Here is a 15,032-nt window from a genome sequence, read left to right as displayed (position 1 = left end):
GCCGACGGGCGGTTCAGTCCTCGTGGCCCAGCTGAAGGTCGCGTTCCGTGCGTCCCCCGCCCGCCACTTGCAGCACGGTGGCCACCGGCGGATATCCGGCCGCGATGACGGTGTACTCGCCGGAGGACAGATCGACGAACCGGAACGTTCCGTCAGCCCCGGTGGTGAGCGTGTCGACCACGTTGCCGGCCGCGTCCAGCAGGGTCACCCGCGCGTCCTCGACGGGCCGCCCGCCGCTCGCCCGGACCGTGCCGCGCAGCACGGCGCCGCCGGCGAGTTCGATGTCCTGCCGGGTCTCGCGGGCCGCCTGGACGGTGACCGGGAGGGCGGCCGGCCGGAACGCGGGAGCGCTCGCGGCGAGCGTGTACTCGCCCGCCACCAGCTCGGTGATGACATAGCCGCCCTCGCGTCCGCTGCGGGTACTGGCGACGACCTCTCCGTGCGCGTTGGTCAGGGTGACGGTGGCGTCGCGCACGGGGCTGCCGTCCGCGGTGAGCACGCTGCCGGCGAGGCGTCCGGCGCCGCCGAGGACGACGTCCAGTTCGACGGGGCGTTCGCCGACGGTCACGGAGACGGCCTGCGGCTGGTGGCCGCCGGCCGCGGCGATCAGGACGTACGCCCCCGAGCCGGGCGTGGCCAGCGCGTACCGTCCGTCCTCGCCGCTCGCGCCCCGCCCGATCTGCTGTCCGGCGACGTCGATGAGCGTGAGCGCGGCGCGGGGCACGACGGTCCCGTCGGGGTGCTGCACCGTGCCGCAGACGGCGATTCCGGCGGCGTACGGCGAACGGGCGTGCGGGATGGGAGCGTTCACCTGAGCTGTCTCCGGGTCGGTGGCGGGGGCGTGGGGGGACGCTGTACTGGTCAACAGGGGGGTCTCCTTGAGGAAGAACGAGATGAGCAGCCCGAGGACGAGCACCGGCACCAGGTAGAGGAAGATCCTCGGCATGGCGTCGGCGTAGGCCTGGATGTAGCCCTCGCGCAGCGCCGGGGGCAGTGCGTGGACGAGCTCGGGGGTGATGGACTCGGGGTCGGGCAGACCGGCGTCCGCGCGCGTGGGGAGGTGTTCGCGCAGGGAGTCGGTGAGCCGGTCGGCGAAGAGGGTGCCGAAGATCGCGGCGCCGACGCTGCCGCCGATCTGCCGGAAGTAGTTGTTGGCGCTGGTGGCGGTGCCGAGGTCGGCGGGGCGCACGGAGTTCTGCACGGCGAGGATCAGGACCGGCATCACCATGCCGATCCCGGCGCCGAGGACGGCCATCCAGATGCTGTAGTGCAGCCGGGGCGTGTCGGCTTCGAGCCGGGAGAGCAGCCACATGCCGACGACGGAGAGGGCGCCGCCGATGATCGGGTGGATCCGGTAGCGGCCGGTGCTGCTGATGAGCTGCCCGGAGATGATCGAGGCGCCGACGATGCCGCCCATCATGGGCAGCATCAGCAGCCCGGACTCGGTGGCGCTCGCCCCGTCCACCATCTGAAGGAACGTCGGCAGGTAGCTGGCGGCGCCGAAGAGGGCGACGCCGACCACCAGGCCCACCAGGCCGGTGATGTTGAAGACGGAGTCGCGGAACAGCCGCAGCGGGATGAGGGGTTCGGCGGCGAAGTGCTCGGCCACGAGAAAGAGCACGGTGGTGGCCGCGGCCCCGGCGGCGAGCGCGAGGATGACGTCCGAGCCCCAGGCGTACTCGGTGCCGCCCCAACTGGTCAGCAGGACCAGGCAGGTGGAGGCGGCGGCGAGCAGCAGCGCACCGAGGATGTCGAGGCGGGGTTTGGCGGTCGGCTTGGGAAGTTTCAGCACGACGGCGACGACGGCCATGGTGATCAGGCCGAAGGGCACGTTGATGTAGAAGCACCAGCGCCAGGAGAGATGATCGGTGAAGTAGCCGCCCAGCAGGGGCCCGGCCACCGAGGCGAGGCCGAACGCCGCGCCGATCAGCCCCATGAACCTGCCCCGCTGCCGGGGCGGCACGATGTCCGCGATGATCGCCTGGACGCCGATCATGAGCCCGCCCGCGCCGACGCCCTGCACCGCGCGGAAGGCGATCAGCTGGTCCATGGTCTGCGCGCGGCCGGCGAGCGCGGAGCCGACGACGAAGACGACGATGGCGAACTGGAAGACGCCCTTGCGGCCGAGGAGATCGCCGAGCTTGCCGTAGATCGGCAGTCCGATGGTGGCCGTGAGCAGGTAGGCGGTGATCGCCCAGGACATCTTGTCCAGGCCGTGCAGCTCACCGACGATTCTCGGGAGTGCGGTGGCGACGATCATCTGCTCCAGGGCGGCGAGCAGCAGCGCGAGCATCAGGCCGAGGAAGACCAACCGCACCCGGCGCGGGCTGAGTTCGGCGGTCAGGACCGGCGGTGGGGCAGGGAGGTGCGGAGGCGCCGTCGCAACCGGTCCGTCCTGCACCAGAGTTGTCCCGCCCACTACCGCTCCCCTCGTCGCACTGCCACACAATTGCCGCGTAAAGCGACAACTACGAGCAAGCGCGACGAGTTACGGAATCATGCCGGTCGGCCAGGAGATCCACCCGAACCGGTGAGACCTCAACAACCCCTGAGGGATTGCCCCTTGATCACTTCTCGACCTCGGCGGCCAGCTTGGCGAGCACCGCGTCGTAGATCCGGGCGAGGCCCTTGGGTGCGAAGGTCTTCTCGAAGAAGCCGCCGATGCCTCCGGCGCCCGTCCAGGTGGTGGTCACGGCCACGCGGGACCTGCCCTCGCCGGCCGGGGTGACCCGCCAGGTGGTGACCATGGAGGAGTTGCGGTCCTTCTCGACGAGCTCGCCGTCGGTCGGCTCACTGACCTCCAGGAGGCAGTCGCGGACGCGCTTGCTGGTGGCCTGGAGGCGCCAGTGGACGAGGGTGCCCTCGCCGTCACCGCCCTCGCGCACCTCGTATTCGCTGAAGTGCTCGGGCAGCAGCTTCGCCCGCGTGCCGGCGTAGTCGGCGAGGGTGTCGAACACCGTCTCCGGGTCCGCCGCGACGACCCGCTCCGTAGTGGCCTCGACCTGCGCCATTGCGTTCCTCCAGCACCTGAGTTCTCGGGGTTGCGCACAGCCAACCATCCCGGCACCCGGCCACCCAAATCGGGAGTACGGAAGTGATCGATCGGGTTCCGTGACACGACCGGGAGTGACGCTCGCACGATCATGGGAACGTATGTTCTATTCTGTGCCGAGCGACCCCGAGGAGGCGTCATGCGCTGGGAGAACCTCACCCTGGAGTCCGGCGAGCACAGCCGGGCCGACGCCGCGCTGTTCGGCGCGGACGCGGTGGTGACCAGGACCTTCGACACGCCCGAGTTCCGCGGGATCACCTTCCACGAGGTGCGGGCCCGCTCGATCCTCAACCGGGTGCCCGGGGCCTCCCGCATGCCCTTCGAGTGGACCGTGAACCCATATCGGGGCTGCACGCACGCGTGCGTGTACTGCTTCGCGAGGAAGACGCACAGCTACCTGGACCTCGACACCGGCCTCGGCTTCGACTCCCAGATCGTGGTGAAGGTGAACGCACCCGAGCTGCTGCGCCGCCAGCTCGGCTCGCGCCGCTGGCAGGGCGAGCACATCGCGATGGGCACCAACGTCGACTGCTACCAGCGCGCCGAGGGCCGCTACCGCCTGATGCCGGGCATCCTCGCCGCCCTGCGCGACCACGCGAACCCGTTCTCGATCCTGACGAAGGGCACCCTGATCCTGCGTGACCTGGACCTGCTGACGCAGGCCGCCCGGGTGACGGACGTCGGCATCTCCGTCTCGGTCGGTTTCACCGACGCCGAGCTGTGGCGCACCGTCGAGCCGGGCACCCCGACGCCGGAACGCCGCCTGGACGTCGTACGGACCCTGGGCGAGCACGGGATCGGCTGCGGTGTGCTGATGGCGCCGGTGATCCCGTTCCTGAGCGATCAGCCCGCCCAACTGCGGGCCACCGTGCGGGCGATCGCCGCCGCCGGGGCCACGTCGGTCACGCCGCTCGTGCTGCATCTGCGACCCGGCGCACGCGAGTGGTTCATGGCGTGGCTCGAGCGCCACCACCCGCACCTGGTGCGGCGGTACGAGCGGCTGTACGCGGACGGCGCCTACGCCCCGAAGTGGTACCAGCGCCGGATCACCCGTCAGGTCCACGAACTGGCCCAGGAGTACGGCATCGGGCCGACCCGCGCGGGTATGCCGCGCCGGATCCGGGAACCCGAGCCGGCGCCTTCGGACCTGCCTGGGCCGACCCAACTCTCGCTGATCTGAGAGCGTTCGAGCGCAACCATCGACCCAATCGGGTCAAATATGATCAGAATATGTTCTTCTGGGTGTTCCGTTCGGGACGATGCGGCGAGGGCCGTGGGATGCGCGGCCCCGCAACCCTCCGTCCTGGGAGGACCCCATGAACAAACGCGCAGCCGTGCTGTGCGGCGCCGCGCTCGTCGCGGCCGGCACCCTCACGGCAGTCCCCGCCGAGGCGAACGCCCCGCACGCCGCCACCTCGAGGCCGGCGTGGAAAAAGTGCGGCACCACCGACTACCCGACACTCCAGTGCGCGTCGCTGAAGGTGCCGCTCGACCACGCGAACCCGCACGGGCAGAAGATCACGCTGGCGCTGTCCCGCGTCCCGCACACCGCGAAGAGGTACCAGGGCCCGCTCTTGGTCAACCCCGGCGGTCCCGGCGGCAGCGGTCTGACCCTCGCCGGATTCGTCGCGTCCGCCCTGCCGAAGTCGGTTGCGGCGCAGTACGACGTCATCGGCTTCGACCCGCGCGGGGTGGGCGCGAGCAAACCGGCGCTGAACTGCGGGCCCGGCCACTTCGACCCGGCGCGCCCCGACCCGAGGCCCGCCACGCCCGCCGCCGAGACGGCCAACCTCGCGCGCGCGAAGTCCTTCGCCGCCACCTGCGGAAAGAAGTACGCGCGCGTGCTGCCGTACCTCGACACGGTCAGCGCCGCCGAGGACATGGACTGGATCCGGCGCGCTCTGGGTGCGGAGCGGATCAACTACTTCGGCTACTCGTACGGCACGTACCTGGGCGCGGTCTACGCCAGGCGGCACCCGGAGCGGGTCCGTCGTGCGGTCCTGGACTCCGTCGTCGATCCCACCGGCGTCTGGTACGACAACAACCTGGCGCAGGACCACGCCTTCGACGACCGCCACCGGGCCTTCATGAAGTGGGTCGCCAAGCACAACGCCACCTACCGGCTGGGCACCGACCCGGCCCGGGTCGAGGCCAGGTGGTACGCGATGCGGGCGGCGCTGGCCAGGAAACCCGCGCGTGGCACGGTCGGCGCCGGCGAACTGGAGGACACCTTCCTGCCCGGCGGCTACTACAACGGCTACTGGCCCCACCTCGCCGAGGCGTTCGCGGCGTACGTCAACGACAAGGATCCGGACCCGCTGGTCGAGGCGTACGAGGACTTCGGGGCCGTGGATGCCTCCGACGAGAACGGCTACAGCATCTACACCGCGGTGCAGTGCCGGGACGCCGCATGGCCGCGTGACTGGCGCCAGTGGAGCAAGGACAACTGGGCGGTGTACGAGAAGGCGCCCTTCCTGACCTGGAACAACGCCTGGTACAACGCGCCGTGCGCGTTCTGGCCGACGGACTCGCTGAAGCCGGTGAACATCGCCAACGGCCACCTGCCGCCGGTCCTGCTGTTCCAGGCGACGCACGACGCGGCCACCCCGTACCAGGGCGCCGCGACGGTCCACCGGCTGCTGCGCCGCTCCAGCCTGGTCGTCGAGGCGGGCGGCGGGAACCACGGCATCACGCTGAGCGGGAACACCTGCCTGGACAAGCACCTGGCGGCCTATCTGACCGACGGCACGGTGCCGCGCGGGAGCGGCGGGGTCGACGCGAGATGCAAGGCACTGCCCGACCCGAAGCCGCTGACCACCAGGGCGTCCGGCGCGACCCGGGGTTCGACGCTGCACAGGCTGCTGGGCTTCCGTGGCTGAGTGATCCGGCCGGTCGGGGGCGTTGTCAGACCCATGGTCCACCATGGACGCATGAGTGAGCCGACCAGGATTGCCGTGGGAGATCGAGGCGTTCGCGATGGTGGGCGCGTGAGCCGCCTGCGGATCCGGGAACTGACCGCCGCCGACTGCGAGCGCGTGGCCGAGATCCGCATCGGCGGCTGGCAGAGCGCGTACCGAGGCCTCATACCGCAGGAGTATCTCGACGCGCTCGACGTGGCGGAGGACGCCGAGCGCCACCGCACCCGCCTCGCCCAGGGCGACGGCAGCGTGGTGAACCTGGTCGCCGAGGTCAACGGCGACGTGCTCGGCTGGGCGTGCCACGGCCCGTACCGCGACGGCGAAGTGCGCACGGACGACGCCGAGTTGTACGCGATATACGTGCATCCCGAACGGTACGGCGCCGGCATCGGACATGCCCTGCTGGCCGAGTCGGTACGGCAGTGCACGGCCGCCGGACACACTCGCATGCTCCTCTGGGTGCTCAAGGAGAACGCCCTCGCGCGGCGCTTCTACGAGCGGGCGGGATTCCGTACGGACGGGGCCGAGGAGCCGTTCGAGGTGGCCGGGGCCGAGGTGCCGGAGGTGCGGTACGTGCGGGAGCTGACCCGCGTCGAGTGACCCGGCGGGCATCACCCCTGCCGTTGCCGGGGCATGCGGGCCAGTGCGGCCACGGCGGCCTCGGCGAGCGCCGGGTGCGCGAGGGCTTCGTTCAGTACGGGCCGGGCCCGGGCGTCGCCGAGCACTCCCAGCCCCTCCACGCAGGCCAGGGCCACGCGGCGGTACGGGTCGTGGGGGCGCAGCCGTCGCTCCAGCGTGGTGATCAGGGTGGGCACCGACTCCGGGGCGCGCAGTTCGACGAGGAGTCGGACCGGGTGCAGGGCGTAGGCGACGCGCAGTTCGTTGGTGGCGAGCGCGGCGGCGGCGCGGGCGGTGCGCGGATCGCCGAGGCGGGCGAGGGCATGGGCGGCAGAGGCGCAACGCGGTGGGTCGCGGTGGTTGAGGAGCAGGACGAGGGACTCGAAGGCCCGCCGGTCGCCCGCCAGCCCCAGCCGGAACGCGGCCAGTTCCCTGGCCCACAGCGGCTGTCCCGCCGCGGTGAGCACACTCGCCAGCTCCTCGTGGTCCTCGGTCGCCACCAGATGCTCGTACGCCGTGGTGGCGCCCGACTCCTGCCGTAAGCGCTCCGTGAGCAATCGCAACTCTTCGTCCATGACGCCGAGGGTACAAACGATCTCGGTTCGGGGGACCCACATCACAACGACAGAGGACTGGCGCGCTCGTTACCCGCGGGTTAAGCTCAGACGAGCGGGTAACCCACCCGCCCCCTTGCGACGGTTTGGTGACGCAGCCGTCGGGAGAGCAGTCGGTTCGGTACATCACGTACCTGAGTACGACTCGGCCACGGGACAGGGCCGGTCGGCATCACCGTTCCTCGGACGTGTGCACGTCCGCAGCGACGGCACCGGGCGTGTGCGCTTGCAGCCCGGCACCACCCGCACTCCTCACGCACCCGGTGCGCCCTCGGCGCACCCGGCCGCGTTCCCAGACGTCACCCTCATTTCCAGGAGTCCCGCGATGGCCACTCCCCTGTCCGACACCCCTCTGTCCCCGCTCAAGACCGTTGCCGTCGTCGGCCTCGGCACCATGGGCACCGGTATCGCCGAGGTTCTGGCCAAGGCCGGTCGCGAGGTCGTCGGTATCGACGTCAGCGAGGCCCAGGCCGCCCGGTGCGTCGCCGCCCTGGAGGCCTCCACGGCCCGCGCCGTGGAGCGGGGCCGGCTGACCGAGCAGGAGCGCGCGGACGCCCTCGCCCGGGTCCGTACCGCCACCGATCTCCGCGCGGCGGCCGACGCCGACCTGGTCATCGAGGTGGCGCCGGAGTCGTACGAGATCAAGCAGCAGATCTTCCGCGAACTGGACGGGATCGTCCGCCCGGAGACGATCCTCGCGACCGGCACCAACGCCCTGTCCGTCACGCGCCTGGCCGCCGACTCGGCGCGTCCCGAGCGGGTGCTCGGGCTGCACTTCTTCAACCCGGCGCCGGCGATGAAGCTGGTCGAGGTCGTCTCCTCGGTGCTGACCGCGCCCGCCGCCGTCAGTGCCGTCACCGGCCTTGCCCTCGACCTCGGCAAGGAGCCCGTCGCGGTCGGTGACCGGCCCGGATTCGTCGCCGACGGGCTGCTGTTCGGCTACCTCAACCAGGCGGCCGCGATGTACGAGGCGAAGTACGCCTCCCGGGAGGACATCGACGCGGCGATGCGGCTCGGCTGCGGACTGCCGATGGGCCCGCTGGCCCTGCTCGACCTGATCGGCATCGACACCGCGCGCACCGTCCTGGACGCCATGTACGCGCAGTCCCGCGACCGGCTGCACGCCCCCGCGCCGATCCTGAAGCAGCTCAGCGAGGCGGGCCTGACGGGCCGCAAGTCGGGCCGCGGCTTCTACACCTATGACGCTCCGGGCAGCGCCACCGTCGTGCCCGACGCACTGACGCCGCGGTCCGGCGACTCCCGGACGCCGGGCCGTACGGTCCGCTCGGTCGGCGTCGCGGGCTCCGGCACCATGGCGTCCGGCATCGCCGAGGTCTTCGCCAAGGCGGGCTACGACGTGGTCCTCGCCGCCCGCAGCGCGGAGAAGGCCGAGGCCGCCAAGGCCCGGATCGGCAAGTCGCTCTCGCGCTCGGTCGACAAGGGCAGGCTGACGGCGGAGGCGGCGGCGCAGACGCTGGACCGGATCACACCGGCGGGCTCGTACGACGCCTTCGGCGACGTCGACCTGGCGGTCGAGGCCGTCGCCGAGGACCTGGAGGTCAAGCGGCAGCTGTTCGCGACGCTGGACAAGGTCTGCAAGCCGGGCGCGGTCCTGGCGACCACCACCTCGTCGCTGCCGGTCGTCGCCTGCGCCCGTGCCACCTCGCGTCCGCAGGACGTGATCGGCATGCACTTCTTCAACCCGGCGCCTGCGATGAAGCTGGTCGAAGTCGTGCGTACGGTGCTGACGGCGGACGACGTCCACGCGACGGTTCACGAGGTCTGCTCCGCGATCAGGAAGCACGCCGTCGACTGCGGTGACCGGGCCGGATTCATCGTCAACGCGCTGCTCTTCCCGTACCTGAACAACGCGATCAAGATGGTGCAGGACCACTACGCGTCCCTCGACGACATCGACGCGGCGATGAAGCTGGGCGGCGGCTACCCGATGGGCCCCTTCGAGCTGCTGGACGTCGTCGGCCTGGATGTCTCGCTGGCCATCGAGAAGGTCCTGCACCGCGAGTTCCGCGACCCGGGCCTCGCCCCGGCGCCACTCCTGGAGCACCTGGTGGCCGCGGGCTGCCTCGGCCGCAAGACGGGCCGCGGCTTCCGCGAATATGCCCGCCGCTGAGCGTCCAGGGGACTGGTTCGGGGCAGCCGCGGAGTGGGGCGGACTGCTCGACCCGGCTGGTTCTCCCCCGCCCTTCCAGGGCGGGGGAAACCCCGGACCTGCGCATCGAGCTGCGCACATGCAGTACGTTCGGGGCATGTCCCAGCCCGCCAAGTCCTCACGTACACCAGCCGCGCCCGACGCACCCGAGAGTGCCGCAGGCAGTCGCGCCGCCGCCCAACGGCTGAAAATGCGCCGGGAGCTGGCGGCCGCGGCGATGGAGCTGTTCGCGACCAAGGGGTACGAGGCGACCACCGTCGACGAGATCGCGGCCGCGGCCGGGGTCGCCCGCCGCACCTTCTTCCGCCACTTCCGCTCGAAGGAAGAGGCGATCTTCCCCGACCACGACGACACCCTGATCCGGGCCGAGGCGGTGCTCAACGCGGCACCCGCGCACGAGCACCCGCTCGACACGGTGTGCCGCGGGATCAAGGAAGTCATGAAGATGTACGCGGGCCGGCCGGAGATCTCGGTCGCCCGCTACAAGCTCACGCGCGAGGTGCCCACCCTGCGCGAGGCGGAGATCGCGTCGGTGGCCCGCTACGAGCGCCTCTTCACCCGCTATCTGCTCGGCCACTTCGACGAGCACGCGCACGACGACGACGCCAACGACGATCCCCTGCTGGCCGAGGTCGCCGCCTCCGCCGTGGTCACCGCCCACAACCACGTGCTGCGACGCTGGCTGCGGGCCGGCGGCCAGGGAGACGTGGAGGCACAGCTCGACCACGCCTTCGCGATCGTGCGGAAGACGTTCGGGGCGGGCATCGGAATCGGACGCTCCGCGGCGCCGAAGCCGGCCCCCGCCTCGGTCTCGACGCAGGGCGAGGTGCTGGTGACGGTGGCCCGCACCGACGCTCCGCTGGACGAGGTCATGCGGACCATCGAGGAGGCCCTCCGGGACCGCTGAGCACCCACAGCGCAGTGACAACGGCCACCCCACCGGGGTGGCCGTTTTGGCATGCCAGAGCCCTCTTTCGCCCGCTTCCCAGCCTCCATACGATCGATCATCGCTCATTTGTTACGTAAAGATTTCGTCTGAGCGAAACTTCTGGCACCCAGTGCCTTGCCAGGTGACACGGCGTGCCATACGTTGATGTTGTCCGGGCGGCCGGCGTGCAGCGACCTTTCGTACGCCGGCTGTCCCCGCAAGCCCACGGCCTGCGCGCCCGGACGCCTGCGTCACAGGCAACCTCCCGCGCCACAAAGCGCTGCCGAACAGCACCACCCGCCGAACCGACGGCAACCCCCAACCCTCAGCAGCACCGACGTAACCCTCAGCGCCCTTCCCTCGGGGCGCGTATCGCCGGAGGCAACACCGTGACCGTGAAGAACATCCTGGACGCGATCCAGTCGCCGGACTCGACGCCGGCCGACTTCGCCGCTCTGCCCCTCCCCGAGTCGTACCGCGCGATCACCGTGCACAAGGACGAGACGGAGATGTTCGCGGGCCTCAGCACCCGCGACAAGGACCCCCGTAAGTCGATCCACCTGGACGACGTGCCGGTGCCGGAACTCGGCCCGGGCGAGGCCCTGGTGGCCGTGATGGCCTCCTCGGTCAACTACAACTCGGTGTGGACCTCGATCTTCGAGCCGCTGTCGACGTTCGGGTTCCTGGAGCGCTACGGCAGGCTCAGCGAGCTCACCAAGCGCCACGACCTGCCGTACCACATCATCGGCTCCGACCTCGCGGGCGTCGTCCTGCGCACCGGCCCCGGCGTCAACGCCTGGGAGCCGGGCGACGAGGTCGTCGCGCACTGTCTGTCGGTCGAGCTGGAGTCCAGCGACGGCCACAACGACACCATGCTCGACCCCGAGCAGCGCATCTGGGGCTTCGAGACCAACTTCGGCGGCCTCGCCGAGATCGCGCTGGTCAAGTCCAACCAGCTGATGCCGAAGCCGGACCACCTCAGCTGGGAGGAGGCCGCCGCTCCCGGCCTGGTCAACTCCACCGCGTACCGCCAGTTGGTCTCCCGCAACGGCGCCGGCATGAAGCAGGGCGACAACGTGCTCATCTGGGGAGCGAGCGGCGGGCTCGGCTCGTACGCCACGCAGTTCGCGCTGGCCGGCGGCGCCAACCCGATCTGTGTCGTGTCCTCGCCGCAGAAGGCGGAAATCTGCCGCTCGATGGGCGCCGAGGCGATCATCGACCGCAACGCCGAGGGCTACAAGTTCTGGAAGGACGAGAACACCCAGGACCCCAAGGAGTGGAAGCGCTTCGGCAAGCGCATCCGCGAACTCACCGGCGGCGAGGACATCGACATCGTCTTCGAGCACCCCGGACGCGAGACCTTCGGCGCGAGCGTCTATGTCACCCGCAAGGGCGGCACGATCACCACCTGCGCCTCGACTTCGGGCTACATGCACGAGTACGACAACCGCTACCTGTGGATGTCGCTGAAGCGGATCATCGGCTCGCACTTCGCCAACTACCGCGAGGCCTGGGAGGCCAACCGGCTCATCGCGAAGGGCAAGATCCACCCCACCCTGTCGAAGGTGTACTCCCTGGAGGACACCGGCCAGGCCGCCTACGACGTGCACCGCAACCTCCACCAGGGCAAGGTCGGCGTGCTGTGCATGGCCCCCGAGGAGGGCCTGGGCGTGCGCGACCACGAGAAGCGCGCCAAGCACATCGACGCCATCAACCGCTTCCGGAACATCTGAGAGGCGTCGCATGACTGAGCGTCAGAAGGACCGGCCGTGGCTGATGCGCACGTACGCCGGTCACTCCACGGCCGAGGCGTCCAACGAGCTGTACCGGCGCAATCTCGCCAAGGGGCAGACGGGTCTGTCGGTGGCGTTCGACCTGCCGACGCAGACCGGCTACGACTCCGACCACATCCTCGCCCGCGGCGAGGTGGGCCGGGTCGGCGTGCCGATCGCGCACCTCGGTGACATGCGCCGGCTGTTCCAGGACATCCCCCTGGAGCAGATGAACACCTCGATGACCATCAACGCCACGGCCATGTGGCTGCTGGCGCTCTACCAGGTCGTCGCGGAGGAGCAGGGCGCGGACATCACCAAGCTCCAGGGGACGACCCAGAACGACATCGTCAAGGAGTACCTGTCGCGGGGGACGCACGTCTTCCCGCCGGGGCCCTCACTCCGGCTGACGACGGACATGATCGCGTACACGGTCTCCCACATCCCGAAGTGGAACCCGATCAACATCTGCAGCTACCACCTGCAGGAGGCGGGCGCCACACCGGTCCAGGAGATCGCCTACGCGATGTCCACCGCGATCGCGGTTCTCGATGCCGTACGCGACTCAGGGCAGGTTCCCGAGGAGAAGTTCGGGGACGTCGTGGCCCGCATCTCCTTCTTCGTGAACGCGGGCGTCCGCTTCATCGAGGAGATGTGCAAGATGCGGGCGTTCGGGCGGATCTGGGACAAGGTCACGCGCGAGCGGTACGGCATCGAGAACCCCAAGCAGCGCCGCTTCCGCTACGGCGTCCAGGTCAACTCCCTCGGTCTGACCGAGGCGCAGCCGGAGAACAACGTCCAGCGGATCGTCCTCGAGATGCTGGCCGTGACCCTCTCGAAGGACGCACGCGCGCGTGCCGTCCAACTGCCGGCCTGGAACGAGGCCCTGGGTCTCCCCCGCCCCTGGGACCAGCAGTGGTCGCTGCGCATCCAGCAGGTCCTCGCCCATGAGAGCGACCTGCTGGAGTACGAGGACATCTTCGAGGGCTCGAAGGTGATCGAGGCGAAGGTCGACGAGCTGGTCGAGGAGTCCCTCGCCGAGATCGACCGTATCCAGGAGATGGGCGGCGCGATGGCCGCCGTCGAGTCCGGCTACCTCAAGTCGCAGCTCGTCGCCTCGCACGCCGAGCGGCGGGCTCGTATCGAGTCCGGTCAGGAGAAGATCGTCGGCGTCAACATCTTCGAGACGACCGAGCCGAATCCGCTGACGGCCGACCTGGACACGGCGATCCAGACGGTCGACCCGGCCGTCGAAGCCCGTGTCATCGCCTCGCTGCAGCACTGGCGCGACACCCGCTACCAGCCGCCCTTCAACCACCCGCGCCCCTGCAAGGCGCTGGAGCGCCTGAAGGAGGCCGCCAAGGGCACCGACAACCTCATGGAGGCCACCCTGGAGTGCGCCCGCGCCGGCGTCACGACCGGCGAGTGGGCAGGAGCCCTGCGCGAGGTGTTCGGCGAGTTCCGCGCGCCGACCGGCGTGTCGTCCGCGCCGGTCGCGGTGACCGCCGAGGAGGGCACCGCGATGGCGCTCGTCCGCCGCCGGGTCGAGGAGACCGCCCGCGACCTCGGCGTCGGCAAGCTGCGCTTCCTGGTCGGCAAGCCGGGCCTGGACGGACACTCCAACGGCGCCGAACAGATCGCCGTACGCGCGCGTGACGCCGGCTTCGAGGTGGTCTACCAGGGCATCCGGCTCACACCCGAGCAGATCGTCGACGCGGCCCTCGCCGAGGACGTCCACGCGGTGGGCCTGTCGATCCTCTCCGGCTCGCACGCCCAGCTGGTGCCGGACGTGCTGGAGCGGCTCCGTGTGGCCGGTGCCACAGATATACCGGTGATCGCCGGTGGCATCATCCCCAACGGTGATGCCGAGCAGCTCAGGGCCGCCGGAGTCGCCGCGGTCTTCACCCCGAAGGACTTCGACATCACCGGAATCATCGGCCGCATCGTCGACGAGATCCGCAAAGCGAACAAGCTCGACCCCCTGGAGGTCCCCGCATGACCGTCAACCGTCTTCGTCCGCGACGCTCCTGCCTCGCGGTCCCCGGAAGCAACCCGCGCTTCCTGGAGAAGGCGCAGGGCCTCCCGGCCGACCAGGTCTTCCTCGACCTGGAGGACGCCTGCGCGCCGCTCGCCAAGCCCGAGGCGCGGCACACCATCGTCAAGTTCCTCAACGAGGGCGACTGGACGGGCAAGACGAGGGTCGTGCGCGTCAACGACTGGACGACCGAGTGGACGTACCGCGATGTCGTCACCGTCGTGGAGGGCGCGGGTCCGAACCTCGACTGCATCATGCTGCCGAAGGTCCAGGACGCCCAGCAGATCGTGGCCCTGGACCTCCTTCTCACCCAGATCGAGAAGACCATGGGCTTCGAGGTCGGCCGCATCGGCATCGAGGCGCAGATCGAGAACGCGCAGGGCCTGAACAACGTCAACGAGATCGCGCAGGCCTCCCCGCGCATCGAGACGATCATCTTCGGCCCGGCCGACTTCATGGCGTCGATCAACATGAAGTCGCTGGTCGTGGGCGAGCAGCCGCCCGGCTACCCGGCGGACGCCTACCACTACATCCTGATGAAGATCCTGATGGCCGCCCGCGCCAACAACCTCCAGGCGATCGACGGCCCCTACCTGCAGATCCGCAACGTCGACGGCTACCGCGAGGTCGCGCAGCGCGCCGCGGCCCTCGGCTTCGACGGCAAGTGGGTGCTGCACCCGGGCCAGGTCGAGGCGTCCAACGAGATCTTCTCGCCCTCCCAGGAGGACTACGACCACGCCGAGCTGATCCTGGACGCGTACGACTACTACACGTCCGAGGCGGGCGGCAAGAAGGGCTCCGCGATGCTCGGCGACGAGATGATCGACGAGGCCAGCCGCAAGATGGCCCTGGTCATCTCCGGCAAGGGACGCGCGGCCGGCATGCAGCGCACCAGCAAGTTCGAGATCCCGGAGGCCTGAGCGCG

At 70.2% G+C, this 15,032-nt stretch carries 11 protein-coding genes; 8 read left to right on the top strand and 3 right to left on the bottom strand.

The window, feature by feature from the left end; genetic code table 11:
• Positions 1–13 precede the first annotated feature (13 nt).
• Both ACFVJQ_RS09990 and ACFVJQ_RS09985 read right to left on the bottom strand, forming a co-directional pair.
• The gene (locus ACFVJQ_RS09990) at positions 14–2,419 is read right to left on the bottom strand and encodes an MFS transporter (RefSeq protein ID WP_385782385.1); all 2,406 of its coding nucleotides are present in this window, start codon (positions 2,417–2,419) and stop codon (positions 14–16) included.
• A 148-nt stretch (positions 2,420–2,567) separates the two neighbouring features.
• Positions 2,568–3,011, bottom strand: coding sequence for an SRPBCC family protein (locus ACFVJQ_RS09985; RefSeq protein WP_385514270.1), 444 nt, complete (start codon positions 3,009–3,011; stop codon positions 2,568–2,570).
• Between the two features lie 180 nt (positions 3,012–3,191).
• On the opposite strand from ACFVJQ_RS09985, the gene ACFVJQ_RS09980 reads away from it, so the two are divergent.
• The 3 genes from ACFVJQ_RS09980 (at position 3,192) to ACFVJQ_RS09970 (ending at position 6,570) form a co-directional block, all read left to right on the top strand.
• A complete protein-coding gene (locus tag ACFVJQ_RS09980; protein WP_385514271.1) occupies positions 3,192–4,232 on the top strand; it encodes an Rv2578c family radical SAM protein in 1,041 nt (346 codons plus the stop codon).
• 136 nt (positions 4,233–4,368) lie between these two features.
• Positions 4,369–5,931: an alpha/beta hydrolase gene (locus ACFVJQ_RS09975; RefSeq protein WP_385782381.1), complete on the top strand. Its 1,563-nt coding sequence runs from the start codon at positions 4,369–4,371 to the stop codon at positions 5,929–5,931.
• 108 nt (positions 5,932–6,039) lie between these two features.
• The gene (locus ACFVJQ_RS09970; protein WP_385782378.1) at positions 6,040–6,570 is read left to right on the top strand and encodes a GNAT family N-acetyltransferase; all 531 of its coding nucleotides are present in this window, start codon (positions 6,040–6,042) and stop codon (positions 6,568–6,570) included.
• Between the two features lie 11 nt (positions 6,571–6,581).
• Here the strand turns inward: ACFVJQ_RS09970 and ACFVJQ_RS09965 are convergent, their stop codons facing one another.
• Entirely contained in the window at positions 6,582–7,163 is a 582-nt protein-coding gene (locus ACFVJQ_RS09965) for an adenylosuccinate lyase (RefSeq protein WP_385514274.1), read from the bottom strand.
• A 364-nt stretch (positions 7,164–7,527) separates the two neighbouring features.
• Here ACFVJQ_RS09965 and ACFVJQ_RS09960 point away from each other — a divergent pair, with 364 nt between their 5' ends.
• From ACFVJQ_RS09960 to ACFVJQ_RS09940, 5 genes are all read left to right on the top strand, one after another.
• Positions 7,528–9,333, top strand: coding sequence for a 3-hydroxyacyl-CoA dehydrogenase family protein (locus tag ACFVJQ_RS09960; RefSeq protein ID WP_385514275.1), 1,806 nt, complete (start codon positions 7,528–7,530; stop codon positions 9,331–9,333).
• Between the two features lie 136 nt (positions 9,334–9,469).
• Positions 9,470–10,279 (top strand): TetR family transcriptional regulator, encoded by an 810-nt coding sequence (locus tag ACFVJQ_RS09955; RefSeq protein ID WP_206306932.1) that lies wholly within the window; start codon positions 9,470–9,472, stop codon positions 10,277–10,279.
• A 416-nt stretch (positions 10,280–10,695) separates the two neighbouring features.
• A complete protein-coding gene (gene ccrA / locus ACFVJQ_RS09950) occupies positions 10,696–12,033 on the top strand; it encodes a crotonyl-CoA carboxylase/reductase (protein ID WP_385782821.1) in 1,338 nt (445 codons plus the stop codon).
• 10 nt (positions 12,034–12,043) lie between these two features.
• A complete protein-coding gene (locus tag ACFVJQ_RS09945) occupies positions 12,044–14,071 on the top strand; it encodes a protein meaA (RefSeq protein ID WP_385514278.1) in 2,028 nt (675 codons plus the stop codon).
• Entirely contained in the window at positions 14,068–15,027 is a 960-nt protein-coding gene (locus ACFVJQ_RS09940; RefSeq protein WP_385514279.1) for an HpcH/HpaI aldolase/citrate lyase family protein, read from the top strand. Before ACFVJQ_RS09945 ends, ACFVJQ_RS09940 begins: the two co-directional genes overlap by 4 nt.
• Positions 15,028–15,032 lie beyond the last annotated feature (5 nt).

Origin of the sequence: Streptomyces sp. NPDC127197 (assembly GCF_042672405.1) — a bacterium.
GTDB lineage: Bacteria > Actinomycetota > Actinomycetes > Streptomycetales > Streptomycetaceae > Streptomyces > Streptomyces flavusporus.
This window is presented reverse-complemented; position numbering and strand designations above follow the sequence as displayed.